Origin of the sequence: Caballeronia grimmiae, assembly GCF_000698555.1 — a bacterium.
GTDB classification, from domain to species: Bacteria; Pseudomonadota; Gammaproteobacteria; order Burkholderiales; family Burkholderiaceae; genus Caballeronia; species Caballeronia grimmiae.
In genome coordinates, this window is sequence record NZ_JFHE01000023.1 from 36,002 (window position 1) to 61,137 (window position 25,136).

The 25,136-nt window shown below is 63.7% G+C and carries 22 protein-coding genes and 1 riboswitch; of the genes, 19 read left to right on the plus strand and 3 right to left on the minus strand.

What is annotated here, in order from left to right; all coding sequences use genetic code 11:
- Positions 1-20 precede the first annotated feature (20 nt).
- The 6 genes from BG57_RS20660 to ugpQ are packed head-to-tail and all read left to right on the plus strand — an operon-like array spanning position 21 to position 6,279.
- Positions 21-1,250: a deoxyguanosinetriphosphate triphosphohydrolase gene (locus BG57_RS20660; RefSeq protein WP_152562650.1), complete on the plus strand. Its 1,230-nt coding sequence runs from the start codon at positions 21-23 to the stop codon at positions 1,248-1,250.
- Between the two features lie 46 nt (positions 1,251-1,296).
- Positions 1,297-2,622, plus strand: coding sequence for a sn-glycerol-3-phosphate ABC transporter substrate-binding protein UgpB (ugpB, locus tag BG57_RS20665; RefSeq protein ID WP_035967647.1), 1,326 nt, complete (start codon positions 1,297-1,299; stop codon positions 2,620-2,622).
- 56 nt (positions 2,623-2,678) lie between these two features.
- Complete coding sequence (ugpA, locus tag BG57_RS20670) at positions 2,679-3,563, plus strand: sn-glycerol-3-phosphate ABC transporter permease UgpA (protein ID WP_035967648.1); 885 nt, start codon at positions 2,679-2,681, stop codon at positions 3,561-3,563.
- Positions 3,560-4,405: a sn-glycerol-3-phosphate ABC transporter permease UgpE gene (ugpE, locus tag BG57_RS20675; protein ID WP_035967649.1), complete on the plus strand. Its 846-nt coding sequence runs from the start codon at positions 3,560-3,562 to the stop codon at positions 4,403-4,405. Before ugpA ends, ugpE begins: the two co-directional genes overlap by 4 nt.
- A 19-nt stretch (positions 4,406-4,424) precedes the next feature.
- Complete coding sequence (locus BG57_RS20680; protein WP_035967652.1) at positions 4,425-5,510, plus strand: sn-glycerol-3-phosphate import ATP-binding protein UgpC; 1,086 nt, start codon at positions 4,425-4,427, stop codon at positions 5,508-5,510.
- A 13-nt stretch (positions 5,511-5,523) separates the two neighbouring features.
- Positions 5,524-6,279, plus strand: coding sequence for a glycerophosphodiester phosphodiesterase (ugpQ, locus tag BG57_RS20685; RefSeq protein ID WP_035967654.1), 756 nt, complete (start codon positions 5,524-5,526; stop codon positions 6,277-6,279).
- Positions 6,280-6,286: 7 nt separating this feature from the next.
- On the opposite strand, the gene BG57_RS20690 is transcribed toward ugpQ, so the two are convergent.
- Both BG57_RS20690 and BG57_RS20695 read right to left on the minus strand, forming a co-directional pair.
- Positions 6,287-6,664 (minus strand): DUF883 family protein, encoded by a 378-nt coding sequence (locus BG57_RS20690; protein WP_035967655.1) that lies wholly within the window; start codon positions 6,662-6,664, stop codon positions 6,287-6,289.
- A 246-nt stretch (positions 6,665-6,910) separates the two neighbouring features.
- Positions 6,911-7,636 (minus strand): OmpW/AlkL family protein, encoded by a 726-nt coding sequence (locus tag BG57_RS20695; RefSeq protein WP_035967657.1) that lies wholly within the window; start codon positions 7,634-7,636, stop codon positions 6,911-6,913.
- Positions 7,637-7,841: 205 nt separating this feature from the next.
- Here BG57_RS20695 and BG57_RS20700 point away from each other — a divergent pair, with 205 nt between their 5' ends.
- The 3 genes from BG57_RS20700 (at position 7,842) to BG57_RS20710 (ending at position 15,112) form a co-directional block, all read left to right on the plus strand.
- Positions 7,842-8,549 (plus strand): transposase, encoded by a 708-nt coding sequence (locus tag BG57_RS20700; RefSeq protein ID WP_035967658.1) that lies wholly within the window; start codon positions 7,842-7,844, stop codon positions 8,547-8,549.
- A gap of 314 nt (positions 8,550-8,863) precedes the next feature.
- Complete coding sequence (locus BG57_RS20705; RefSeq protein WP_035967659.1) at positions 8,864-13,567, plus strand: glutamate synthase-related protein; 4,704 nt, start codon at positions 8,864-8,866, stop codon at positions 13,565-13,567.
- A gap of 78 nt (positions 13,568-13,645) precedes the next feature.
- The gene (locus tag BG57_RS20710) at positions 13,646-15,112 is read left to right on the plus strand and encodes a glutamate synthase subunit beta (RefSeq protein ID WP_035967660.1); all 1,467 of its coding nucleotides are present in this window, start codon (positions 13,646-13,648) and stop codon (positions 15,110-15,112) included.
- A gap of 81 nt (positions 15,113-15,193) precedes the next feature.
- Here BG57_RS20710 and BG57_RS20715 read toward each other — a convergent pair whose 3' ends face one another.
- Positions 15,194-16,936 (minus strand): ABC transporter ATP-binding protein/permease, encoded by a 1,743-nt coding sequence (locus tag BG57_RS20715; protein WP_035967661.1) that lies wholly within the window; start codon positions 16,934-16,936, stop codon positions 15,194-15,196.
- Positions 16,937-17,198: 262 nt separating this feature from the next.
- Positions 17,199-17,321, plus strand: a riboswitch (TPP riboswitch).
- Between the two features lie 167 nt (positions 17,322-17,488).
- Here BG57_RS20715 and BG57_RS20720 point away from each other — a divergent pair.
- From BG57_RS20720 to BG57_RS20765, 10 genes are all read left to right on the plus strand, one after another.
- Entirely contained in the window at positions 17,489-18,625 is a 1,137-nt protein-coding gene (locus tag BG57_RS20720; protein ID WP_152562651.1) for an FAD-dependent oxidoreductase, read from the plus strand.
- 27 nt (positions 18,626-18,652) lie between these two features.
- Positions 18,653-18,850 (plus strand): sulfur carrier protein ThiS, encoded by a 198-nt coding sequence (gene thiS / locus BG57_RS20725; protein ID WP_035967662.1) that lies wholly within the window; start codon positions 18,653-18,655, stop codon positions 18,848-18,850.
- Positions 18,851-18,870: 20 nt separating this feature from the next.
- Positions 18,871-19,680, plus strand: a complete 810-nt coding sequence (locus tag BG57_RS20730) for a thiazole synthase (RefSeq protein WP_035967663.1) — start codon at positions 18,871-18,873, stop codon at positions 19,678-19,680.
- Entirely contained in the window at positions 19,677-20,762 is a 1,086-nt protein-coding gene (gene thiE / locus BG57_RS31720) for a thiamine phosphate synthase (protein ID WP_075583174.1), read from the plus strand. Before BG57_RS20730 ends, thiE begins: the two co-directional genes overlap by 4 nt.
- 98 nt (positions 20,763-20,860) lie before the next feature.
- Positions 20,861-21,676, plus strand: coding sequence for an ABC transporter ATP-binding protein (locus BG57_RS20740; protein WP_035967666.1), 816 nt, complete (start codon positions 20,861-20,863; stop codon positions 21,674-21,676).
- Complete coding sequence (mlaE, locus tag BG57_RS20745; RefSeq protein ID WP_035967667.1) at positions 21,673-22,440, plus strand: lipid asymmetry maintenance ABC transporter permease subunit MlaE; 768 nt, start codon at positions 21,673-21,675, stop codon at positions 22,438-22,440. The genes BG57_RS20740 and mlaE overlap by 4 nt, the downstream gene beginning before the upstream one ends.
- A gap of 93 nt (positions 22,441-22,533) precedes the next feature.
- Positions 22,534-23,097 carry an outer membrane lipid asymmetry maintenance protein MlaD gene (mlaD, locus tag BG57_RS20750; protein ID WP_035967669.1) on the plus strand — a complete coding sequence of 188 codons (564 nt, stop codon included), beginning with the start codon at positions 22,534-22,536 and terminating at the stop codon, positions 23,095-23,097.
- Between the two features lie 10 nt (positions 23,098-23,107).
- A complete protein-coding gene (locus BG57_RS20755) occupies positions 23,108-24,076 on the plus strand; it encodes an MlaA family lipoprotein (protein ID WP_035967670.1) in 969 nt (322 codons plus the stop codon).
- Between the two features lie 124 nt (positions 24,077-24,200).
- Complete coding sequence (locus BG57_RS20760) at positions 24,201-24,833, plus strand: MlaC/ttg2D family ABC transporter substrate-binding protein (protein WP_035967671.1); 633 nt, start codon at positions 24,201-24,203, stop codon at positions 24,831-24,833.
- Complete coding sequence (locus BG57_RS20765; protein WP_035967672.1) at positions 24,830-25,117, plus strand: STAS domain-containing protein; 288 nt, start codon at positions 24,830-24,832, stop codon at positions 25,115-25,117. The genes BG57_RS20760 and BG57_RS20765 overlap by 4 nt, the downstream gene beginning before the upstream one ends.
- Positions 25,118-25,136 lie beyond the last annotated feature (19 nt).

The window sequence follows — 25,136 nt, forward strand, 5'->3', positions numbered from 1 at the left end:
CAGCAGCCGGAACCACGACGATGCGGAGGCAGCCGGTGAGCGAAACAGAAGCAGGATTCGGAGCGCCGTCGCAAGGGGCGCTCGAAGCCCATCTTGCGCCGTATGCGGCGCGTTCGTCGACGTCGCGCGGACGCCGCTATGCGGAGACGCCGCCCGCCGCGCGCACCGAGTTTCAGCGCGACCGCGATCGCATCGTGCATTCGACGGCCTTTCGCCGGCTCGAATACAAGACCCAGGTTTTCGTCAATCACGAAGGCGACCTGTTCCGCACGCGTCTGACGCACAGTCTGGAAGTGGCGCAAATCGCGCGTTCCGTCGCGCGCAATCTGCGGCTGAACGAAGACCTCGTCGAGGCGATATCGCTTGCGCATGATCTCGGTCACACGCCGTTCGGCCACGCCGGGCAGGACGCGCTGCACGAATGCATGCGCGATCAAGGCGGCTTTGAACACAATCTGCAAAGTCTCGCGGTCGTCGATCAGCTCGAAGAGCACTACGGCGCGTTCGACGGACTCAACCTCTGCTTCGAAACGCGTGAAGGCATTCTCAAGCATTGCTCACGCGAGAACGCACGCAAGCTGGGCGAACTCGGCGAACGCTTTCTCGCGGGCAGGCAGCCATCGCTCGAAGCGCAGATTGCCAACGTCGCGGACGAGATCGCGTACAACAATCACGACGTCGACGATGGCCTGCGTTCCGGCCTGCTCACGCTCGAGCAAATGTCCGAAGTGAGTCTCTGGCATACGCACTTCGATGCGGCGCGCGCGGAGTTCCCCGGCATCGAAGGCCGCAGGCTCATTCACGAGACCATACGCCGCATCATCAATACGCTGATCGTGGATCTGATCGAGACCACGAGCCGCAATCTGGCGCGCGTGAAGCCGGCATCCATCGAAGACGTGCGCAGTGCGCCGCTGCTCGTCGCGCATAGCGATGAAGTCGCCGCGCAAGCCGCCGCGCTCAAGCGCTTCCTGTTCAAGAACCTGTATCGCCATTACCGCGTGATGCGCATGGCCAACAAGGCGAAGCGCGTCGTCACCGGCCTGTTCGACGCCTTTACCGACGACCCGCGCTTGCTGCCGCCCGCGTACCAGGCGCGTCTCGCCGTGGCCGAAGAGTCCGCGAACGACGCCGCCGCGCCATGCCACGAGAGCACGCAGGCGCGGCTGATCGCGCATTACATCGCGGGAATGACGGATCGATATGCACTGAAGGAATACCAACGTCTGTTTGTCATCGACAACAATTAAGATCGCGCGTTTTCAAGCGCGAATCTGTAAAAAAGGAGACTCATCGATGAAATGCACGCCCTCGTTCCGCTCGATCACGGCCGCTGCCGTTCTGGCCTTCGGCGCCAGCACCGCAGCGCGCGCCGCGACGGAAATCCAGTTCTGGCACGCGATGGAGGCCGCCCTCGGCGAGCGCGTGAACGACATCGCCAAGGACTTCAACGCGTCGCAGAGCGACTACACGATCGTCCCGGTGTTCAAGGGCACCTATGACCAGACGCTTGCAGCGGGCATCGCGGCGTATCGCAGCGGCAATGCGCCCGCGATCCTGCAAGTCTACGAAGTCGGCACCGCAACGATGATGCAGGCGAAAAAGGCCGTGCTCCCGGTCTCCGACGTGTTCAAGCAAGCGGGCGTGCCGCTCGACGAGAAGGCGTTCGTGCCGACCATCGCCGGCTATTACAGCGACGCGAAGACCGGCCATCTCATCTCCATGCCGTTCAACAGTTCCACGCCCGTTCTGTACTACAACAAGGACGCGTTCAAGAAGGCGGGTCTCGATCCGAACCAGCCGCCGAAAACCTGGGCCGATGTCGAAGCCGACGCGAAGAAGCTGAAGGCGGCGGGCTATTCGTGCGGCTATTCGTCGGGCTGGCAGAGCTGGATTCAGCTGGAGAACTACAGCGCGTGGCATGCGGCGCCGTTTGCATCGAAGAACAATGGCTTCGACGGACTCGATGCCAAGCTCGAGTTCAACAAGCCGCTGCAGGTCGCGCATATCCAGTTCCTGCAGAAGATGGCGAAGGAAGGCACGTTCACTTACGTCGGGCGCAAGGACGAGCCGGTATCCAAGTTCTATAGCGGCGACTGCGGGATCATCACGAACTCGTCGGGCTCGCGGGCGACTATCCAGAAGTATGCGAAGTTCGATTTCGGCGTCGGCATGATGCCTTACGACGCGAGCGTGAAGGGCGCGCCGCAGAACGCGATCATCGGCGGCGCGAGCCTTTGGGTGCTGGCGGGCAAGGACCCGGCGGTGTACAAGGGCGTCGCGAAGTTCCTCGCGTATCTGGCCACGCCGCCGGTCGCGGCGAAGTGGCATCAGGACACCGGCTATCTGCCCGTGACGACCGCCGCCTATGAACTCACGCAAAAGCAGGGCTTCTACGACAAGAATCCCGGCGCGGACATCGCCATCAAGCAGATGCTGAACAAGCCGCCGCTTGCCTATACCAAGGGCCTGCGTCTCGGCAACATGCCGCAGATTCGCACCATCGTCGATGAAGAACTCGAGCAGGTGTGGGCGGAAAAGAAGACGCCGCAGCAGGCGCTCGATTCTTCCGTGCAGCGCGGCGACGAACTTCTGCGCCGCTTCGAAAAGAGCGGCGGTTAAGCGCCACGGTCAGGCATGCGCCCGCGCCAAACGCGGGCGCCGTTCAGGACATACCGATGGAAAAACGGTCTCGTTTCGATACGAGCGTGTTGCCGTATCTGCTCGTCGCGCCTCAACTCGCGATCACCGCGCTCTTCTTCCTCTGGCCCGCCGGCGAGGCGCTATGGCAAGCGACGCAAAGCCAGGACGCGTTCGGCACGTCCAGCGAATTCGTCGGCTTCGCAAACTTCCGGCAGCTCTTCGCGGACCCGCTGTACCTGTCATCGTTCAGTACGACGATGATCTTCTGCGCGCTCGTCACCGTGTCCGGACTCGTGATCTCGCTGCTGCTCGCCGCATGCGCAGATCGCGTGACGCGCGGGGCGAAGGCGTATCAGACGCTGCTCATCTGGCCGTATGCGGTCGCCCCGGCCATCGCGGCCGTGCTGTGGTCGTTTCTCTTCAATCCGAGCATCGGGCTGGTCACGTACGCGCTCGCGAAGCAGGGCATCGTATGGAACCACGCCCTCAACGGCACGCAGGCGATGTTTCTCGTCGTGCTCGCGTCGGTGTGGAAACAGGTCAGCTATAACTTCCTGTTCTTCTATGCCGGCCTGCAGGCGATACCGCAATCGCTGATCGAAGCCGCCGCGATCGACGGCGCCGGTCCCGTGCGGCGCTTCTTCGGCATTGCGTTGCCGCTGCTGTCGCCGACGAGTTTCTTCCTGCTCGTCGTCAACCTGGTCTACGCGTTCTTCGATACCTTCCCCGTCATCGATGCCGCCACTGGCGGCGGTCCCGCTCAATCGACCAAGACGCTGATCTACAAGATCTTCGCGGAAGGGTTTCAGGGACTCGACATCGGCAGCTCGGGCGCGCAGTCGGTCGTGCTGATGGTGATCGTCGTCGCGCTGACCATCGTGCAGTTCCGCTTCGTCGAACGCAGGGTGCAATACTCATGATCGAGAATCGTCGCGGCTTCGATATCTTCTGTCACGCGGTGCTGATCCTCGGCGTCGCGCTGGTCGTGTTCCCGGTGTACGTCGCGTTCTGCGCGGCCTCGATGAATTCGAGCGAAGTATTCAGCGTGCCGCTTTCGCTGATTCCGAGCACGCATCTCTTCGAAAACATTGCGCACATCTGGACGCACGGCAGCGGCAATGCGGCGGCGCCCTTCGGACGCATGCTCATCAATAGTCTCGTGATGGCGCTCGTCATCTCCATCGGCAAGATCGCGGTGTCGATCATTTCGGCGTATGCGATTGTCTTCTTTCGCTTCCCGATGAAGAACCTCGCGTTCTGGCTGATCTTCGTCACGCTGATGCTGCCCGTGGAAGTCCGCATCTTTCCGACGGTGCAGGTCGTGTCGTCGATGCATCTCGCCAACACGTACGCCGGTCTCACGCTGCCGCTGATCGCCTCCGCGACGGCGACCTTCCTGTTCCGGCAGTTCTTCATGACGCTGCCCGACGAACTAATGGAAGCGGCGCGCATCGACGGTGCGGGGCCGCTGCGTTTCTTCTGGGACGTGGTGCTGCCGCTGTCGAAGACGAACATCGCGGCGCTTTTCGTCATCACTTTTATCTACGGCTGGAACCAGTACCTCTGGCCGATTCTGATCACCAATCAGCAGTCGCTGCAAACGGCGGTGGTCGGCATCAAGAGCATGATCGCCTCGGGCGATACCGCGACCGAATGGCATCTCGTGATGAGCGCGACGCTGCTTGCGATGCTGCCGCCGCTCGCCGTCGTGCTGACGATGCAGCGCTGGTTCGTGCGCGGACTCGTGGACGCGGAAAAATAAAACTGGAGACCGGGTATCAATGGCTGCACTGACACTCAAAGGCGTCAAGAAGACATACGACGGCACGCAATACGTGCTTCATGGCATCGATGTATCGATCGAGGATGGCGAGTTCGTCGTGATGGTTGGTCCATCCGGTTGCGGCAAGTCGACGCTACTGCGCATGGTCGCGGGACTCGAGAGCGTGTCGGAAGGCACGATCGAGATTGCGGGCAAGGTCGTGAACAAGCTGGAGCCGAAAGATCGCGACATCGCGATGGTCTTTCAGAATTACGCACTTTATCCGCACATGAGTGTCGCGCAGAATATGGCCTATGCGTTGAAGATCGGCGGCGTAGATCGCGGAACGATTGAAAGCCGCGTCGCGAACGCCGCGCGTATTCTGGAGCTCGAGCATTTGCTGGCGCGCAAGCCGCGCGAGTTGTCCGGCGGCCAGCGGCAGCGAGTTGCAATGGGTCGTGCCATCGTGCGTGAGCCGGCGGTGTTTCTGTTCGACGAGCCGCTGTCCAATCTGGATGCCAAGCTGCGCGTGCAGATGCGCCTCGAAATTCAGCGGCTGCACGCGCGCCTCGCGACGACGAGCCTTTACGTCACGCATGACCAGATCGAAGCCATGACGCTCGCGCAGCGCGTCATCGTGATGAACAAGGGGCACGCTGAACAGATCGGCGCGCCGACTGAAGTGTACGAGCGGCCGGCTACGGTGTTCGTGGCGAGTTTCATCGGATCGCCGGCCATGAATCTGCTCGAAGGCAGACTGTCCGACGATGGTTCGGTGTTCGAAGTAGCGGGCGGCGGTCCGAAGCTGACGGTTGCGGGCGCGAGCGGCGTGACGCGTGCCATGTTCGGGCGCGAGTGGATCGTCGGCATCCGTCCGGAACACATGACGCCGGGCAACCATGAGGCGGCGCAAGCGGTGCTCGACGTCGATTCGGCGGAATTGCTCGGCGCGGACAATCTTGCGCACGGCAAGTGGGGCAAGCATGACGTGGCGGCGCGCTTGCCGCACGTGCATCGGCCGGTGCGCGGGGAAAAGCTGGCGGTATCGGTGCCGGCGCGGCATCTGCATTTTTTCGATCCGGCTACCGGATTGCGCGCCAACTGAAGGAGGCTTTGCGATGAGAATCTGGCCGTACCCCGCCATCGTCGCGCATCGCGGCGGCGGCAAGCTCGCGCCCGAGAACACGCTCGAAGGCATCGATACAGGCGCGCGTCTCGGTCTCAAGATGATCGAGTTCGACGCGAAGCTGTCCGCGGACGACGTCGTCTTCCTGTTGCATGACGACGATGTCGACCGCACGTCGAACGGCCACGGCCCGGCGAAGTCGATGACCTACGCGCAGTTGCGCGCGCTCGACGCCGGTTCGTGGTTCGGCAAGGAATTCGCGGGCGCGCATATGCCGACGCTCGCCGAAGTGCGCGAGCGATGCGCGTCGCTGAATGTGGCGGCTAACATCGAGATCAAGCCGTGTCCGGGGCGCGAAGTCGAAACCGGGGAACAGGTCGCACGCGAGGCGGCGCGCCTGTGGAACGATGTCGAACCGGAGCCGCTGTTGTCGTCGTTTTCGTATGCGGCATTGGAGGCGGCGCGCGATGCCGCGCCTGATCTCCCGCGCGGCATGTTGTACGAACGCGTGCCGGCGGAGTGGCGCGAGCAAACGGCGGCGCTCGCGTGCGTGTCGCTGCACGCGGACCATCGTTCGCTTGACGAAACACTCGTGCGCGAAATCAAGCACGCGGGTCTGCGCGTGCTGGCCTACACGGTGAACGATCCCGAGCGCGCGCGCCTGCTTGCACAATGGGGCGTCGATGCGATCTGCACCGATCGCATCGATGTCATCGGCGCGAACTTTCTGGAAGACGCGCCGAAGTGAGGGCGCGCTAGCGGGCGCGCGAGAGCAGGATGCCCGCGAAGAGCGCCAGCCCGCCGACGATGGCAATGGTTTGCCAGGGCTTGTCGTGAAGATAGGCGTCGGCGTCGTCGAAGGCGGCGGCGGCGCGCTCGCGGACCACGGCGGGTGTGGCATTGAGGCGAGCGCGCGCAGAATCGATCTGATCGCCGATTCGGGCGCGAAGCGCGGCGGCGTCAGCGGACGCGCCGTCCGACAGCAATCCTTCGAGTTCGGAAAGAAGGACGCGCAGTTCGCCGCCGATATCCTGGGCTGCTTCGCGGCCATGACGCGCCATGCGGCGTGCGCGGCGGCCGGTGGCGTTCCATGAATCTCCGATGGCGTCTCGCGTGTTAGGCAGTGCGTTCATAGATCGCTCCGTCGATGGATGAATCGTGGATGGAGTCCGCTTGCATCGCGGGGAAGGTGCTTAGAGCAAGTAGGATGCCGGACCGTCGCGGCTCGCTGCTGGGCGCTCGCGATGCGTAATTACTGCGGCGTCCGCGCGCCGGCGCAAGTCACTTTTACAAGGAGCGTGTAAAAGCAAACGCCGCCATGCGGTAGCGCATGACGGCGTTTGCCGAGAGCTTGAAACGGTGAGACATCGGCATACAGATCAGAAACGATAGCCGACGCGCAGATACGTCACGATCGGGTTGATCGTGATCTTCGCCTGCGATTGAACGTTGAGCGTGCCGACCGGCGTCTGGGCTTGCGTGCTCAGCTTGGCGGTCGCTTTCAGCGGAATGAAGGACACGGAGAACCCCGCGAACCAGTGTTCCGTGAAATTGTAGACAGCGCCGACATTGAAGACCGGCGCCCACGAACTATCCGTATCGACCGTGGTCGGACCATGCAGCACGGAGCCCTCGAAAGCCGCGTTGCTGATCTTCGCATCGGTGAACCAGGTGCGCGTCACGCCCAAGCCGACATACGGGCGGAACTTCGCTTGCGGTTCGTTGAAGAAGTATTTGAAGAGCAGCGTTGGGCTCCATTGCTTCGCGCTGCCGATCTTGCCGAACGGTTCGAGCCTGCCGGTGCCGTTGAGGTCGAACGTTGGGGGAATGCCCATTTCGAATTCGGCGGCGATGTGGTCGGTCGCGAAGTAACCTACGGTGAAGCCGGCCGTATCCGAACTGCTGATACCCGCGCCCGTGCCCGGCGCGCTGATATTGACGGGAGATCCGCCTACACTTGTCTCTTTGAGCGGGCTGCTGCTGTCCTGTGGGGCGAGGTGAAACCAGCCTGCCGTTGCAAAAAAGGACCCAGCCGACTGTGCATGCGCCGCTGTGGACACGCACGCCAAAGCTGCAATCCCGGTTGCGACTTGTTTTATTTTCATTTGTGCTCCTCCAGAAAGCACGCCCATTATGAACACAACGTTTCAAACTAACCATAGCGGCGCCGTAGAGCATTTTCCCTAGGATGGCAGCGGCTTTGGAGTCCTGTTGCACGGCGCTTGCATGTGCCTGAAAGCCCCGTAGCACAGGCGTCTCCCGTCAGCCCCCGATCGGGGTAACACAAACGCGACCAACGGAATATCCAGAATGGCACGGCTTGCACGACTCTACGTTCCCGATCAGCCGCAGCATGTCATCCTGCGTGGTCTCGACCAGCAACCTGCCTTCGTCGACGACCAGGACTACGAGCTTTTTATCGACTGCTTGAGGACGGCTTCACGCGATCATCATCTTTCCATCCATGCCTATGCGTTGATGCCGCAGGCCGTGCATCTGCTCGTGACGCCTCGCGACGAGGCGAGCCTGCCCAAAGCGATGCAGGCGGTCGGACGCCGTTACGTCGCGCATTTCAATCGGCGTTACGTGCGGCGCGGCACGTTGTGGGAGGGGCGCTATCGCGCGACGGTTATCGAAGGCGAGCGTTATTTCCTGCTCGCGACGCGCGTCGTCGAAACAGCGCCGGTTCGCGCGCAACTCGCTGCGTCGCCGCATGACTACAAGTGGTCGAGCTACCGGCATCACATCGGCGTGACGCTCGATGCGCTCATCACGGACCATCCGCTCTTCTGGTCGCTCGGCAACACGCCGTTCGAGCGCCAGCACGCGTACAAGGAGCTTTCGGAGCAGCCGCTCGACGAGCGGGAGACCAACCGTCTCCTTCAAGCGACGCTCAAAGGCTGGGTGCTCGGCAGCGACGCGTATCGCGAATGGGCGTCGCGGGCGGCGAATCGGCGCGTATCGCCGTTGCCGCGCGGGCGTCCGCGCAAAGTGCGCGAAACGCCTCAAGCCCAGTAACGGCGGGGCAGTCAGCGGCAAGGCCTTCAAAGAAACGGCGTCTCGAGTCGTGCGAGCGCCGTTTATGTTAGGCGTCGTATGATGTGGCACTTATTTATTGGGGCGAACATGCACCATAACGATAATAGGTGTCAGAACATCACGTTTTATTTGCCAGCGCTTTGATTCGTCGCGTATATTTCGATTTCCGGCGGTTTTGCGGTGCAGTGCGTCAAAGCAGGTCGCCTCGCGGTACGCGATCAGAGAATCGGCGCGGGCAACAAGAAAACGATTCAACGGCCGAGTCGGCCCCTCACAGTAGAGACGGTGTCCCCATGAACGATCATCAGCAGCCGGCAGCCGGTTCGCTTCCCGCCGCGCAGGGCATGTACGACCCTGCGAACGAACATGACGCTTGCGGCGTCGGCTTCGTCGCCCATATCAAGGGCAAGAAAAGCCACGAGATCATTCAGCAGGGTCTCAAGATTCTGGAGAATCTCGATCACCGTGGCGCAGTCGGCGCGGACCCGCTGATGGGCGACGGCGCCGGCATCCTGATTCAGGTGCCGGACGGCTTCTATCGCGAGGAGATGGCCAAGCAGGGCGTGACGCTGCCGCCGGCTGGCGAATACGGCGTCGGCATGATTTTCCTGCCGAAGGAACACGCGTCGCGTCTCGCGTGCGAGCAGGAACTGGAACGCACGGTGAAGGCCGAAGGCCAGGTCGTGCTCGGCTGGCGCGACGTGCCCGTCGACGGCAACATGCCGATTTCCCCCGCCGTGAAGGCGAGCGAGCCGCTGATCCGCATGATCTTCATCGGCCGCGGCAAGGACATCGTCGTGACGGATGCGCTCGAGCGCAAGCTGTACATCATTCGCAAGACGGCGAGTCATCGCATCCAGGCGCTCAAGCTCAAGCACGGCAAGGAATATTTCGTGCCGTCGATGTCGTCGCGCACGGTCGTCTACAAGGGCCTGCTGCTGGCCGGCCAGGTCGGCGTGTATTACCGCGATTTGCAGGACGAGCGCGTCGTGTCGGCGCTGGCGCTCGTGCATCAGCGCTTCTCGACCAACACGTTCCCGGCGTGGGAACTCGCGCACCCGTATCGCATGATCGCCCACAACGGTGAAATCAACACCGTAAAGGGCAACGTCAACTGGCTGAACGCCCGCACCGGCGCGATCGCGTCCTACGTGCTCGGCGACGATTTGCCGAAGCTCTGGCCGTTGATCTATCCGGGCCAGTCGGACACGGCATCGTTCGACAACTGTCTCGAACTGCTGGTGATGGCCGGCTACCCGCTCGTCCACGCGATGATGATGATGATTCCCGAGGCATGGGAACAGCACACGCTGATGGACGAGAACCGCCGCGCCTTCTACGAATATCACGCCGCGATGATGGAGCCGTGGGACGGCCCCGCCGCCATCGCGTTCACGGACGGCCGCCAGATCGGCGCGACGCTCGACCGCAACGGCCTGCGCCCGGCGCGTTACATCGTGACCGACGACGATCTCGTGATCCTCGCGTCGGAATCCGGCGTGCTGCCGATTCCCGAATCGAAGATCGTCAAGAAGTGGCGTCTGCAGCCGGGCAAGATGTTCCTGATCGACATGGAGCAGGGCCGCATCATCGAGGACAAGGAGCTCAAGGACAACCTCGCGAACGCGAAGCCGTACAAGAGCTGGATCGACGCTGTGCGCATCAAGCTCGACGAAATCGAGCCGAAGGCCGAGGACGTCGAGACGCAGCGCCGCGAGGCCGCTGCGCTGCTCGACCGCCAGCAGGCGTTCGGCTATACGCAGGAAGACGTGAAGTTCCTGATGGCGCCGATGGCGCAAGCGGGCGAGGAAGCGATCGGCTCGATGGGCAACGACTCGCCGCTCGCCGTGATGTCCAGCAAGAACAAGACGCTGTATCACTACTTCAAGCAGCTGTTCGCGCAAGTGACGAACCCGCCGATCGACCCGATCCGCGAAAATATGGTGATGTCGCTCGTCTCGTTCATCGGGCCGAAGCCGAACCTGCTCGACACCATCAACATCAACCCGACGATGCGCCTCGAAGTGTCGCAGCCGGTGCTCGACTTCAAGGACATCGCGAAAATCCGCGCGATCGATACGTACACCGGCGGCAAGTTCCGCTCGTACGAGCTGAGCATCTGCTATCCGGCGGCGTGGGGCAAGGAAGGCGTGGAAGCGCGCATCGCGTCGCTGTGCGCCGAAGCTGTCGACGCCGTGAAGTCCGGCTACAACATCCTGATCGTGTCGGACCGCAAGATGGACCGCGACAACGTCGCGATTCCGGCGCTGCTCGCCACGTCGGCAATTCACACGCATCTCGTGCAGCACGGCCTGCGCACGAGCACGGGTCTCGTTGTCGAAACGGGCTCCGCGCGTGAGACGCATCACTTTGCGCTGCTCGCGGGCTATGGCGCGGAAGCCGTTCATCCGTACCTCGCGCTGGAAACGCTCGCCAACATGGCCGAAGGGCTGAAGGGCGATCTGTCGGCCGACAAGGCGATCTACAACTTCACGAAGGCGGTCGGCAAGGGCCTGCACAAGGTCATGTCGAAGATGGGCATTTCGACGTACATGTCCTACACCGGCGCGCAGATTTTCGAGGCGGTCGGGCTGTCGTCGGACCTCGTGGAGAAGTACTTCAAGGGCACGGCATCGAAGGTCGGCGGCATCGGCATCTTCGAAGTGGCGGAAGAAGCGATTCGCCTGCATCGCGATGCATTCGGCGACAACCCGGTTCTCTCGACCATGCTCGACGCGGGCGGCGAGTATGCGTACCGCGTGCGCGGCGAAGAGCACATGTGGACGCCGGATGCGATCGCCAAGCTGCAGCACTCGGCGCGCAGCAACTCGTATCAGACGTACAAGGAATACGCGCATCTGATCAACGACCAGACGAAGCGTCACATGACGTTCCGCGGCCTGTTCGAATTCAAGCTCGATCCGCAGAAGGCCATTCCGCTCGATGAAGTCGAGTCGGCGAAGGACATCGTCAAGCGCTTCGCGACGGGCGCGATGTCGCTCGGCTCGATCAGCACCGAAGCGCACGCCACGCTGGCTGTCGCGATGAACCGTATCGGCGGCAAGTCGAACACCGGCGAAGGCGGCGAGGACGAAACGCGTTATCGCAACGAACTGCGCGGCATTCCGATCAAGAACGGCGACACGCTGCAATCGATCATCGGCAAGGAAGTCATCGCCGACATTCCGTTGAAGGACGGCGATTCGCTGCGCTCGAAGATCAAGCAGGTCGCATCGGGACGCTTCGGCGTGACGGCGGAGTATCTGTCGTCGGCGGACCAGATCCAGATCAAGATGGCGCAGGGCGCGAAGCCCGGCGAGGGCGGCCAGTTGCCGGGCCACAAGGTGTCGGACTACATCGGCAAGCTGCGTTATTCGGTGCCCGGCGTGGGTCTCATCTCGCCGCCGCCGCACCACGACATCTATTCGATCGAAGACCTCGCGCAGCTCATTCACGATCTCAAGAACGTGAACGCGTCATCGAGCATTTCGGTGAAGCTAGTGTCGGAAGTGGGCGTCGGCACCGTCGCGGCGGGGGTCGCGAAGGCGAAGGCGGACCACGTCGTGATCGCGGGCCATGACGGCGGCACGGGCGCGTCGCCACTGTCGTCGCTCAAGCACGCGGGCACGCCGTGGGAACTCGGTCTTGCCGAAACGCAGCAGACGCTGGTGCTGAACCGCCTGCGCGGCCGCATCCGCGTGCAGGCCGACGGCCAGATGAAGACCGGCCGCGACGTCGTGATCGGCGCACTGCTCGGCGCCGACGAATTCGGCTTCGCGACGGCGCCGCTCGTCGTCGAAGGCTGCATCATGATGCGCAAGTGCCATCTGAACACCTGCCCGGTCGGCGTCGCGACGCAAGACCCCGTGCTGCGCGCGAAGTTCACCGGCCAGCCGGAGCATGTCGTCAACTACTTCTTCTTCGTTGCGGAAGAAGTGCGCGAAATCATGGCGCAACTGGGCCTGCGCAAGTTCGACGACCTGATTGGCCGCGTCGATCTGCTCGACACGAAGAAGGGCGTCGAGCACTGGAAGGCGAAGGGTCTCGACTTCTCGCGCATCTTCTATCAGGTGCCGGTGGCGAGCGAGGTCGCGCGCAAGCATGAGGATGTGCAGGACCACGGTCTCGACAAGGCGCTCGATCACGTGCTGATCGAGAAGTCGAAGGCGGCGATCGAGAAGGGCGAGCATGTCTCGTTCATCCAGCCGGTGCGCAACGTGAACCGCACGGTCGGCGCGATGCTGTCCGGCCTGATCGCCAAGAAGTACGGCCACGACGGCCTGCCCGACGACACCATCCACATTCAGCTGAAGGGTACGGCGGGCCAGAGCTTCGGCGCGTTCCTGGCGAAGGGCGTGACGCTCGATCTCGTCGGCGACGGCAACGACTACGTCGGCAAGGGCCTGTCGGGCGGGCGCATCATCATTCGCCCGACCAACGACTTCCGCGGCAAGTCCGAGGAAAACATCATCTGCGGCAACACGGTGATGTACGGCGCGATCGAAGGTGAATCGTACTTCCGCGGCGTCGCGGGCGAGCGCTTCTGCGTGCGCAATTCAGGCGCGACGGCGGTCGTCGAAGGCACGGGCGATCACGGCTGCGAATACATGACGGGCGGCACGGTCGTCGTGCTCGGCGAGACGGGCCGCAACTTCGCGGCGGGGATGTCGGGCGGTATCGCGTTCGTGTACGACCCGGACGGCACGTTCGCCGCCAAGTGCAACAAGTCGATGGTCGCGCTCGATCCGGTCCTGCAGCAGGCCGAACAGGAACGCACGGTGGATCGCGCGCTGTGGCACAGCGGCCAGACCGACGAAGCGCTGCTCAAGGGTCTCGTCGAGCGTCACTTCCAGTTCACCGGATCGCCGCGCGCGAAGGCGCTGCTCGAGAACTGGGATGCGTCGCGCCGTCAGTTCGTGAAGGTCTTCCCGACCGAATACAAGCGCGCGCTCGGTGAACTCGGCGCGAAGAAGGCGAAGGAAGCCCTGGCGGCCTGAAGTCCGAAACAAATAAAAGCATGGCTCTCCGATGCGCGGCATCGGAGAGCGCGATCCTCACCAAATACAGAGAAAGAAATGGGCAAGGCAACCGGTTTTCTCGAGTTCGAACGCCGCCATGAGGCATACGAAGCACCGCTGACCCGCGTCAAGCATTACAAGGAATTCGTCGCCGCACTGACCGATGACGACGCCAAGGTGCAGGGCGCGCGCTGCATGGACTGTGGCATTCCGTTCTGCAACAACGGCTGTCCGGTCAACAACATCATTCCCGACTTCAACGATCTCGTCTTCCGGCAAGACTGGAAGACCGCGATCGAAGTGCTGCATTCGACCAACAATTTCCCCGAGTTCACGGGCCGCATTTGCCCGGCGCCGTGCGAGGCGGCGTGCACGCTCGGCATCAACGAAGATCCGGTCGGCATCAAGTCGATCGAACGGAAGATCATCGACAAGGCGTGGGAAGAAGGCTGGGTCGCGCCGCAGCCGCCGAAGCACAAGACGGGCAAGAAAGTGGCCGTCGTCGGTTCCGGTCCTGCGGGCCTGGCGGTCGCGCAACAACTGGCGCGCGCCGGACATGACGTCGTCGTGTTCGAGAAGAACGATCGCATCGGCGGATTGCTGCGCTATGGCATTCCCGACTTCAAGCTGGAGAAGTGGCTGATCGACCGTCGCATGCGCCAGATGGAAGCGGAAGGCGTGTCGTTCCGCACGAACGTGTTCGTCGGCAAGGACCCGCTGCCGGCGCACATCGGTAATACGGCGAAGGAAAGCATCACGCCGGACGAACTGAAGGAACAGTTCGATGCCGTGGTGATCGCGGGCGGCTCCGAAACGCCGCGCGATCTGCCGGTGCCGGGGCGCGAGCTTGAAGGCATCCACTTCGCGATGGAATTTCTGCCGCAGCAGAACAAGGTCAACGCGGGCGACAAGGTCGTCGATCAGCTGGTCGCGAAGGGCAAGCATGTCGTCGTGATCGGCGGCGGCGATACGGGTTCGGACTGTGTCGGTACGTCGAATCGTCATGGCGCGAAGGGCGTGACGCAGTTCGAATTGCTTGCGCAACCGCCCGAGGAAGAGAACAAGCCGCTCGTGTGGCCGTACTGGCCGATCAAGCTGCGCACATCGTCGTCGCACGAAGAGGGTTGCGAGCGCGACTGGTCGGTGGCGACGAAGCGCTTCGAAGGCAAGAACGGCAAGGTCGAGAAGCTGATCGCGGCGCGCGTCGAGTGGAAGAACGGGAAGATGCAGGAAGTGCCCGGCTCCGAGTTCGAAATGAAGGCCGACCTGGTGCTGCTCGCGATGGGGTTCACGCAGCCGCTGTCGCCGGTGCTGGAAGCGTTCGGCGTCGACAAGGATGCGCGCGGCAACGTGCGTGCATCGACGGAAGGCGACAAGGCGTATTGCACGTCGGCGGACAAGGTGTTCACGGCGGGCGATATGCGTCGCGGTCAGTCGCTCGTCGTGTGGGCGATCCGGGAAGGACGCCAGTGCGCGCGGTCGGTCGATGCTTATTTGATGGGGAGCAGTGAGTTGCCGCGGTAAGGGTTAGCGGCAGCCTCAGTTGAAACGGAAAGGCCACGCGATTGCGTGGCCTTTGTGCTTTGCGTCACCGGTTTCCGAGGCTCAAGCCTCCACCATCGCCCGCTCGATCTCGATCCGGTAATCATGAAACAGCGCCACCGATTCCCGGTGCGCGACGCTCAGAATAGCCGCCTTCGGCAGCCGATCGACGAGCGTGTTGTAGATATGCAGTTCGTTGTCCGCATCGAGCGCGCTCGTGGCTTCGTCGAGGAACACGAAGTCCGGCTTGTGCAGCAGCACGCGCGCCGCGGCGAGCCGTTGCTGTTCCCCCGGCGACAAACTTCGCGCCCAGTGTCCGCTCTCCTCCAGCCGATCCCCGTACGCCTCCAGATTGCACGCGCGCAGCACTTCGCGCGATTCCTCGTCGGTGAACGTGCCGCCCGGCGACGGATACGACAGCGCCGCGCGCAACGTGCCGATCGGCAGATAGCTTTGCTGCGGGATGAACATCATCTTCGCGTCGACCGGCGCTTCGATCGTGCCGTCGCCGAACGGCCACAAGCCGGCGAGCGCGCGCATCAACGTGCTCTTGCCCGATCCCGACGGCCCCACGACGAGCCATCGCGATCCCGGCTCGACCGATACATCCGCCACACGCGACAGCGGCGTGCCGTTCGGCAACGCGAGCAGCAAGCCGGTCGTCGTCAGCGAGTCCGTGCTCGTGTAATGCAGGTTGATGCCGCCGTGCTCCGTCGCGGGCGACGTCTCTTCGCGGATATGCGTCGAGCGCATCACGCGCTTGAATTCGCGCAGACGGTTGACAGTCGCGCGCCATTCGACCAGCGTCGAGTAACTGTTGATAAACCACGAAAACGAATCGCTGACCGTGCCGAACGCCGACGATATCTGCATCAGCACGCCGAAGGAAAACGCGCCCGCGAAGTAGCGCGGCGCGGCCACCATGATCGGGAAAATGATCGCGATCTGACCGTAGAAGCTCAGCACGAAGGTCATGCGCTTCGTGTACTTCATGATGAGCCACCAGTTATCGCGGATGCGCTGGAAGATGCTCTTCGCGTTCGCGGTTTCGGTGGCGATGCCGTCATAGAACGCGATCTGCTCGGCGTTCTCGCGCACGCGAATCAGCCCGAAACGGAAGTCCGCTTCCACCTTCTGCTGCTGATAGTTGATCGACACCAGCGGATGCCCGACCTTCTGAATGATCAGCGAGCCGATAATCGCGTAGAGCGCGGCGGCCCAGACCATGTAGCCCGGAATGACGATCGGCGTGCCGCCGAGCGTGAGCGTCAGCGCGCCAGCGATGGTCCAGAGAATCGTGATGAAGGTGACGAGTGTGACGAGCGTCGAAAGCAGATCGAGCGACAGCGTGAGCGTGGTCGTCGCGAAGGACTGCAGGTCGTCGCTGATACGCTGGTCGGGGTTGTCGGCGAGGCGGTCGCGCTCGATTCGATAGAACGCGCGGTCGCCAAGCCATTGCTCGAGAAACCGGTTCGTGAGCCATTGCCGCCAGCGGAAAGCGAGCATCTGACGCAGATATCGCCCGTAGACCGCGAGCAGAATGTAGGCGAACGCGAGACCGGTAAAGATGAGCAACAAATGCGGGAAGTCGCGGACGTTCTTGTTCTGCAGCGCGTTGTAGAAGTCCGCGTTCCAGCTGTTGAGCCGCACGTTGATCCACACGACGGTCATGTTGATCGCGATGATCGCGACGAGCAGCCCCCACGCGACGCCTCGTTCCTCGGATATCCAGTACGGTTTGATGAGGCTCCACGCCGAGACTTCGTCCGCCTTCTGCTGCGTGTTTTCGGGATTTGAGTTGGCCATGACCTTTCTGCTTGTGCGCCGGCTTGCCGGCGGGTTGACACGTGTCGCTGCGGGATCGGGTATGCGGCGATGTCGCGCGCAGCCGCTTCCAGCCTCGCAGATTGTTGGGACGTTCCCTTAACTGCCGCTTAATACGGTGCGATCGTTCGATGAACCGCGTTCGGGGCATTGTGCCAGAGTGAGGCAGTGGACGATCAACGCGGCGAGCGCGCGCGGGCATTCCCGGTTTGCAGCGGCTTCGGCTTTTATGCTCTAATGACTTTTGGCGAAACAGGGGTGCTTTGTGCGCGATCGGTATCGAATGAATCGAGCGCGGCGAGGCTGAGAGAGACCCTTTGCACCCGATCCGGGTAATACCGGCGAGGGAAGTTTCCGGAGAACGCGCGACACCTGCGCCTTTCCTCCAGGTTCTTCCAGTCTTCCTTTCCGTCCGGTGCGTCCTTCTCGCGCCGGGCCGGTCTCTCCGCTGTTTCGTCCTTGTTCGCGTGGGTTCGCCAATGGCCGCTTGTTGCGGTGCAAAGACGCGCCCGTCGCCAAAGGAGACATCGGAAAGTGATTAGCATCGATCAGACCGCCGCAAAGCCCGACTTCGCCGTGATCGGCGGCGGGCTCGTCGGGCGGCTCGTCGCGTGGCAACTCGCGGGCGCGGGACACGGCGTCGCGCTGTACGAGCGCGGCGACGAATCGGGCGCGCAGTCGGCGGCGTGGGTCGCCGCCGCGATGCTCGCGCCGCTCGCCGAAGCGACGAGCGCCGAGCCGCTGGTCGTCGAACTCGGCGCGGCGTCGCTCGCGCGGTGGCCGGATCTGCTCGCCGCGCTGCCCGAGGCGGTCTTCTTCCAGCGCAACGGCACGCTCGTCGTCTGGCATGGCGCGGATCGCGCGGAAGCGCCGCTTTTCGAGCGGCGGTTGCGCGCGAATGCGCCCGCCGCCTTGCTCGATGGCGGTTTCCTGAAGCTCGCCGGCGCGCAGCTCACGCAGGCGGAACCCGCGCTCGGCTCGCGTTTCGCGCAAGGCTGGCTGCTGCCGCACGAAGGCCAGCTCGACAACCGCCAGGCGCTCAAGGCGCTCGCGGCGGGGCTGGCGGCGCGCGGCGTGCAGACGCACTGGAACACGCCCGTCGATGCATTGCCCGATGCGCGATGGATCATCGATTGCCGTGGACTCGGCGGCAAGCCCGCGTGGCCCGCGCTGCGCGGCATCCGCGGCGAAGTGGCGCGTGTCCATGCGCCGGGCATCGGTCTTACACGGCCAGTGCGGCTGCTGCATCCGCGCTATCCGCTCTATATCGCGCCGAAACAGAACGACCTCTATGTGATCGGCGCGACCGAAGTCGAAGGCGAGGACATGTCGCCCGTCAGCGTGAGATCGGCGCTGGAACTGCTGAGCGCGGCCTTCGCGGTGCATCCCGGATTCGGCGAGGCGCGCATCCTCGAACTCAATTCGCAATGCCGGCCGACGCTGCCGGATCATCGTCCGGCCATCGTCTGGGATGGGGCGCGGATCATGCGCGTGAACGGGCTGTACCGGCATGGCTTCATGATCGCGCCCGAAGTCGCGGATTCCGCGTGCGCGCTCGCGGATGCGCTCGCCGGCGGAACCGTGCGCGACGCCGCTTCCTTCGACGACTTCCGCCGCCACGCACGATGGTCCGAACTGCTGCACGGCGCATTCGAGACGGCGACCGCATGACCGCGTGACCGACATCAGAGACAAAGCATGAACATCCACATCAATCAGCGCGAGTTCACGTTACCCGACACGGCGACCGTCACCGACGCGCTCGCCGCCTTCGGCGCGAAGCCGCCGTTCGCCGTCGCGCTGAACGGCCAGTTCGTCGCGCGCGGCGAACACGGCACGAAGACGCTCAACACGGGCGACAAGCTCGATATCGTTTCGCCCGTCGCGGGCGGCTGAGTCCACTACCGAGGACGATCATGACCACACATCCCGCCGCCGATGCCCTGACGCTCTACGGCCAGTCGTTTCCGAGCCGCGTGCTGCTCGGAACGTCGCGCTATCCGTCGCTGCAGTCGCTATCGGATTCCATCGACGCCGCGCGTCCCGGCATGGTGACCGTCGCGCTGCGCCGGCAATCGGAGACCGGCGAGGCCGGCTTTTTCGACGTGCTCAAGCGCCACGGCGTCGCGCTCCTGCCGAACACCGCAGGCTGTCAGAGCGTGGACGAAGTGCTGACCACCGCTTACATGGCGCGCGAAGTGTTCGATACACCGTGGATCAAGCTCGAACTGATCGGCGACGACTACACGCTGCAGCCCGATCCGATCGGCCTCGTCGAAGCCGCAGCGAAGCTCGTGCGCGACGGCTTCAAGGTGCTGCCTTACTGCACCGAAGACCTCGTGATCGGCCGCCGTCTGCTCGATGCCGGCTGCGAAGCGTTGATGCCGTGGGGCGCGCCCATCGGCACGGGCAAGGGCGTGACGAATCCGTATGGCTTGCGCACATTGCGCGAGCGCTTGCCGGACGTGCCGCTGATCGTCGATGCCGGTCTGGGCGTGCCGTCGCATGCGTGTCAGGTGATGGAGTGGGGCTTCGACGGCGTGCTGCTGAACACGGCGGTTTCGCAAGCGACTTTTCCGCCGCAGATGGCGCGCGCATTCGCGCTGGGCGTCGAGGCAGGACGCACGGCGTTCCTCGCCGGACCGATGGCGGAGCGCGACAGCGCGCAGGCGAGCACGCCGGTCGTCGGCATGCCGTTCTGGCATCAGGACGGAGGTGCGGCATGAGCCTGCTCGGACGCGAAGTGTTCTGGCCGCCGGCCGACGAACTCATCGAAGTGGCGGAGCGCATCCGTGCGCGACTGGGCGACTGGCCCGCCGCCTCGACGCGCTGGCGCATCTGCCTGACGCCGCCCGAATCGCCGGGCGCGCAGGATCTGGTCGTGTTCACCGAAGCGCACGACATCGACGTCGAATCGATCGAAGCAGGCGGCGCGGCAGTCGTGGAAGCGCAGGGCGAACGCGTGACGCTCACGCGCGCCGGCGACCGCTTCGTGCTGGAAGGCTCGCGGTCCGACGACTGGCTCGCGGCGCTTGCTGCGTTTCTGGACTGCAACTTCGAGCCGCACGACGCGCTCGTGCTCGCACTCGCCTGGCGCAGCGGCGACGAGGCGAAGGAAGATGCATGGCCCGTCGATTACGCGACCTTTCCGCGCGTCGGCGATCTGCCGCCCGCGCCGGAACCGGGCTTTCCGTCGTGCCCCGACAAGTTGGGTTTGTATCCGGTGCTGCCGAGCGCCGAATGGACGGAGCGCGTGCTCGACCTCGGCGTCGTCACCGCGCAGTTGCGCCGCAAGAGCAACGACGCCGACGACCTCGAGCGCGAGATCGAGCGGTCGGTCGCAGCGGGGCGGCGGCATCAGGCGCGGCTTTTCATCAACGATCACTGGCGCGCGGCGATCGCGGCCGGCGCGTACGGCGTCCACCTCGGCCAGGAAGACGTGCAGACCGCCGATCTGCACGCAATCGCGCGGGCAGGACTGCGGCTCGGGCTGTCGACGCACGGCTATTACGAGTTGCTGCGCGCGCTGCATTTCCAGCCGAGCTATCTCGCGCTGGGGGCAGTCTTCCCGACGACGACCAAAGTCATGCCGACGAAACCCCAGGGCCTCGCGCGTCTTCGCCGCTACGTGCAGTTGCTCGGTGGCCGCGTGCCGCTGGTCGCGATCGGCGGTATCGACGGCAACGTGATGGCCGACGTGCTCGCGACGGGCGTCGGCAGCGCGGCGGTCGTGCGTGCTGTCACGGAAGCGCCGGACACGGCTGCGGCAGTCTCGTCGTTGCAACAGAAGTTTGCAGGTCAATGCTGACAGTTCTGAAAAAGCAAGTTCTGGCAGCCTAGGGCGAAGCACCGATTGCACGCAGGCCCTATAATGCGGCGTTTTGCGTCAACGGAACTTCTTACCCAGTGCCAGCCTCTTCAGAGACTCTGCTAGAGCTTCGCGACGTCGACTTCGGTTACGGCGACCGGCTCGTCCTGTCCAACCTGAACATGCGATTCCCGCGTGGTCAGGTGGTCGCGGTCATGGGCGGCTCCGGCTGCGGAAAGACCACGACGCTGCGGCTGGTCGGCGGTCTCGTCAAGGCGAGCCGTGGCCAGGTGCTGTACGGCGGCCAGGACGTCGGCGCGCAAACGCGTGACGGCCTCTACGCGCTGCGCCGCAAGATGGGCATGCTGTTCCAGTTCGGCGCGCTCTTCACGGACCAGACCGTGTTCGAGAACGTTGCGTTCCCGCTGCGCGAGCATACCGATCTGCCGGAAGAGCTCATCCGCGATCTCGTGCTGATGAAGCTGAACGCGGTTGGCTTGCGCGGCGCGCGCGCGCTTGCGCCGTCGGAAATCTCGGGCGGCATGGCGCGTCGCGTGGCGCTTGCCCGCGCCATCGCGCTCGACCCCGAACTGATGATGTACGACGAGCCGTTCGCCGGTCTCGATCCCATCTCGCTTGGCATCACCGCGAAGCTGATCCGCACGATCAACGACGCGCTCGGCGCGACCTCCATCCTTGTTACGCACGACGTGCCCGAATCGTTCGCCATCGCGGACTACGTGTACTTCATCGCCAATGGCGGGATTCACGCGGAAGGCACGCCGGCCCAACTGCGCGCGTCGCAAGACCCGACGGTGCGTCAGTTCATCGACGGCACGCCGGACGGTCCTTTCAAGTTCCACTACGCGAGCCAGCCGCTCGCCGCGGATTTCGGCATCGGAGGCAAGGCATGATCAGCGCACTCGGACGCTGGGTGCTCGACGGCTTCGGCACCGCCGGTTACGCGACGCGCATGCTCGCGCGCCTCGTGCTCGAATTCTTCCCGCTGCTGCGCCGTCCGCGCCTTGTCACGAAGCAGATCCACTTCGTCGGCAATTATTCGCTGGTGATCATCGCGGTGTCGGGCCTGTTCGTCGGCTTCGTGCTCGGGCTGCAGGGCTATTACACGCTCAATCGCTATGGCTCGGAGCAGGCGCTCGGGCTGCTCGTCGCGCTGTCGCTCGTACGCGAGCTCGGGCCGGTCGTCACCGCGCTGCTGTTCGCGGGGCGCGCGGGCACGTCGCTGACGGCTGAAATCGGCTTGATGAAAGCGGGCGAACAACTCACGGCGATGGAAATGATGGCCGTCGATCCCATGAAAGTGGTGGTCGCGCCGCGCATGTGGGCGGGCATCATCGCCATGCCGGTGCTTGCGGCCATTTTCAGCGCGGTCGGCGTGATCGGCGGTTACGTGGTCGGCGTGTTGCTGATCGGCGTGGATGCGGGCGCGTTCTGGTCGCAGATGCAAGGCGGCGTGGACGTCTGGCGCGACGTGGGCAACGGCGTCGTGAAAAGCGTCGTGTTCGGTTTCGCGGTGACGTTCATCGCGTTGTTCCAGGGCTACGAAGCCCGGCCGACGCCCGAAGGCGTCTCCCGCGCGACGACCAAGACGGTCGTGTATGCGTCGCTCGCGGTGCTCGGCCTCGATTTCCTGCTGACCGCGTTGATGTTCAGTTGATGGACCCGGCGCGGCCGTCCGTCAGGACGTGGGCGTTGTGAGGGGCACAGACCATCACGCGCGTTCCGCGACAAGATTCTCTTTGGAAAGACGATGAAAAAGACTGCTCTCGACTTTTGGGTCGGCCTCTTCGTGGTGCTCGGTTTCGTGGCGCTGCTGTTCCTCGCGCTGAAGGCGGGCAACATGAGTTCCCTGTCGTTCCAGCAAACCTATGCGGTGCGGCTCAAGTTCGACAACATCGGCGGACTCAAGCCGCGCGCGCCCGTGAAGAGCGCGGGCGTGACGGTCGGGCGCGTCGGCTCGATCGGCTTCGACGGGAATACGTACCAGGCGGTCGTGACCATCGATATCGACAAGCAGTATCAGTTTCCGAAGGACTCGTCCGCGAAGATCCTGACCTCCGGCCTGCTCGGCGAGCAGTACATCGGCCTGGAGCCGGGCGGCGACGACCAGATGCTCAAGAATGGCGACACGCTCACGATGACTCAGTCGGCAGTCGTGCTCGAAAACCTGATCGGTCAATTCCTCTACAACAAGGCTGCGGATTCGGGCGCCTCTAAAGCGGCGACACCTGCTGCCCCTGCGCCCGCGTTCCCCGGAGCCGCAAGCGCGATGGGCGCAGCGCCCGCACCGGCGGCGTCGGACGCCGCCCAATAAGGAGAATCGTATGTACGCGATGGGGCTACGGCGCGTGCTTGTCTCGGCGGCGGTGGTGACGCTTGCCGGCTGCGCAACGGTGACGACGCCGACCAAGGGCGATCCGTTCGAAAGCTACAACCGCACGATGTTCACGATCAACGACAAGGTCGATCAGGTCGCGTTGAAACCGGTTGCGAAGGCATACGTGTGGGCCGTTCCGGAGCCGGTGCGCAACAGCGTCACGAATTTCTTCTCGAATATCGGCGACGTCTACATCGCGGCGAACAATCTGCTGCAACTGAAGATCGCGGATGGCGTGTCGGACATCATGCGCGTCGCGATCAACACGGTATTCGGTGTCGGCGGCCTGTTCGACGTCGCCACCGTCGCGAAGCTGCCTAAGCATGCTGGCGACTTCGGCCTCACGCTCGGCCATTACGGCGTGCCGCCCGGACCATACGTCGTGCTGCCGCTGCTCGGGCCGAGCACCGTGCGCGACACCAGCGGGCTCGTCGTCGACTATTTCGGCAATCCGCTGAGCTACGTCAGTCCGGATTCGGTGAGCTGGGCGCTGTACGGCGTGAACCTCGTCAATGTGCGTGCGAACCTGCTTGGCGCGACCGACGTGCTCGCGGACGCCGCGCTCGACAAATACTCGTTCGTGCGTAACGCGTATCTGCAGCGACGTCAGTATCTGATCGGCGAGAGCAGGGGCGCGGACAACGACACCGCACCGCCGGACTACGACGAAGCGCCGCTGCCGAGCTACGCGGAGCCGGAAGGCGCGGCTGGTGCTGCCGGTCCTGTCGGTGCGGTTGGCGCTTCCGCGACTGCGGTTTCGCCTGCGGCGGCGGAGGCGGCGTCGGGCGCGGCTCCTGCTTCGGATACCGCTGCGGCGCCGGGCGCGGCCAGTTCGACGGGCAGCACCACGGTGCCGGGCAATCAGTATGTCCCGCCGCGTGCCCCGCCAGGTTTTCCTTCGTTCCGCTTGCGCTAGGCTTATCGACGCTAACGCGCGGTAACACAACTGACAGCATTTTTTACAGCTTGAGCGGTGCGTTCACTGAACTACGGTCGAGTGAGCGCGCTCAAACCCAAGCCACCTTTTTGCAGGAACTGCGATGAAAAAATTCTTTTTGCTTCCCTTGTTCGCCATGTTCATGGCGCTGTGCGGCGCGGCCTCGGCGCAGACCGTGGACTCCAACTCGCCCGACGGCATGATCAAGACCGTCACGCAGCAGGTTCTCGATCAGATCAAGTCGGACCCGCAACTTCAGTCGGGCAACATTCAGCGCATCACCGAACTCGTCAACCAGAAGATCCTCCCGTACACGGACTTCACGCGCACGACGCGTCTCGTGATGGGCCGCAACTGGAACACGGCCACGCCGGAACAGCAGAAGCAAATCGTCGAGCAGTTCAAGATGCTGCTGATCCGCACGTACTCGGGCGCGCTCGGCCAGGTTCGCAACCAGACCATTCAGTACAAGCCGTTCCGCGCATCGCCGGAAGATACGGATGTCGTGGTCCGCTCGGTCGTGATGAACAACGGCTCGCCGGTCGAACTGGACTATCGCCTGTACAAGACGCCGCAAGGCTGGCGCGTGTATGACATCAACGTGCTCGGCGCATGGCTGATCCAGGCATACCAGCAGCAGTTCAGCGAGCAGATCTCGCAACACGGCGTCGACGGTCTGCTGCAGTTCCTGACGCAGCGTAACCAGCAACTCGCGAACGGCAAGGCCTCGTCGTGAGTTCAGCCGGCACCGGCGGCCGTTTTCAGACGGCCGCGACGCTGACCCACGAGAGCGCGAAGTCCGCGCTCGAGGCGGGGCTTTCGCGCATCGCCGCCGGCGCGACGGAAGTCGATTGCGCGCCGCTGCGGCAGTTCGATTCGTCCGCGCTCGCCGTGCTGCTCGCATGGCAGCGTGCGGCCACCTCGCGCGGCGCTGCGCTCGGTATCGTCAACCTTCCCTCCGGGCTTGCCAGTCTCGCGCAAGCCTATGGCGTCGACACGCTCCTCACCTTCCGACATTGATCCTGTCCTGAGTTCTTTC

Excerpts from the sequence above, each read along its gene's own strand:
- BG57_RS20660 (WP_152562650.1), top strand. The coding sequence starts at position 21 with ATGCGGAGGCAGCCGGTGAGCGAAACAGAAGCAGGATTCGGAGCGCCG.
- ugpB (WP_035967647.1), top strand. The coding sequence starts at position 1,297 with ATGAAATGCACGCCCTCGTTCCGCTCGATCACGGCCGCTGCCGTTCTG.
- ugpA (WP_035967648.1), top strand. The coding sequence starts at position 2,679 with ATGGAAAAACGGTCTCGTTTCGATACGAGCGTGTTGCCGTATCTGCTC.
- ugpE (WP_035967649.1), top strand. The coding sequence starts at position 3,560 with ATGATCGAGAATCGTCGCGGCTTCGATATCTTCTGTCACGCGGTGCTG.
- BG57_RS20680 (WP_035967652.1), top strand. The coding sequence starts at position 4,425 with ATGGCTGCACTGACACTCAAAGGCGTCAAGAAGACATACGACGGCACG.
- ugpQ (WP_035967654.1), top strand. The coding sequence starts at position 5,524 with ATGAGAATCTGGCCGTACCCCGCCATCGTCGCGCATCGCGGCGGCGGC.
- BG57_RS20690 (WP_035967655.1), bottom strand. The coding sequence starts at position 6,664 with ATGAACGCACTGCCTAACACGCGAGACGCCATCGGAGATTCATGGAAC.
- BG57_RS20695 (WP_035967657.1), bottom strand. The coding sequence starts at position 7,636 with ATGAAAATAAAACAAGTCGCAACCGGGATTGCAGCTTTGGCGTGCGTG.
- BG57_RS20700 (WP_035967658.1), top strand. The coding sequence starts at position 7,842 with ATGGCACGGCTTGCACGACTCTACGTTCCCGATCAGCCGCAGCATGTC.
- BG57_RS20705 (WP_035967659.1), top strand. The coding sequence starts at position 8,864 with ATGAACGATCATCAGCAGCCGGCAGCCGGTTCGCTTCCCGCCGCGCAG.
- BG57_RS20710 (WP_035967660.1), top strand. The coding sequence starts at position 13,646 with ATGGGCAAGGCAACCGGTTTTCTCGAGTTCGAACGCCGCCATGAGGCA.
- BG57_RS20715 (WP_035967661.1), bottom strand. The coding sequence starts at position 16,936 with ATGGCCAACTCAAATCCCGAAAACACGCAGCAGAAGGCGGACGAAGTC.
- thiS (WP_035967662.1), top strand. The coding sequence starts at position 18,653 with ATGAACATCCACATCAATCAGCGCGAGTTCACGTTACCCGACACGGCG.
- BG57_RS20730 (WP_035967663.1), top strand. The coding sequence starts at position 18,871 with ATGACCACACATCCCGCCGCCGATGCCCTGACGCTCTACGGCCAGTCG.
- thiE (WP_075583174.1), top strand. The coding sequence starts at position 19,677 with ATGAGCCTGCTCGGACGCGAAGTGTTCTGGCCGCCGGCCGACGAACTC.
- mlaE (WP_035967667.1), top strand. The coding sequence starts at position 21,673 with ATGATCAGCGCACTCGGACGCTGGGTGCTCGACGGCTTCGGCACCGCC.
- mlaD (WP_035967669.1), top strand. The coding sequence starts at position 22,534 with ATGAAAAAGACTGCTCTCGACTTTTGGGTCGGCCTCTTCGTGGTGCTC.
- BG57_RS20755 (WP_035967670.1), top strand. The coding sequence starts at position 23,108 with ATGTACGCGATGGGGCTACGGCGCGTGCTTGTCTCGGCGGCGGTGGTG.
- BG57_RS20760 (WP_035967671.1), top strand. The coding sequence starts at position 24,201 with ATGAAAAAATTCTTTTTGCTTCCCTTGTTCGCCATGTTCATGGCGCTG.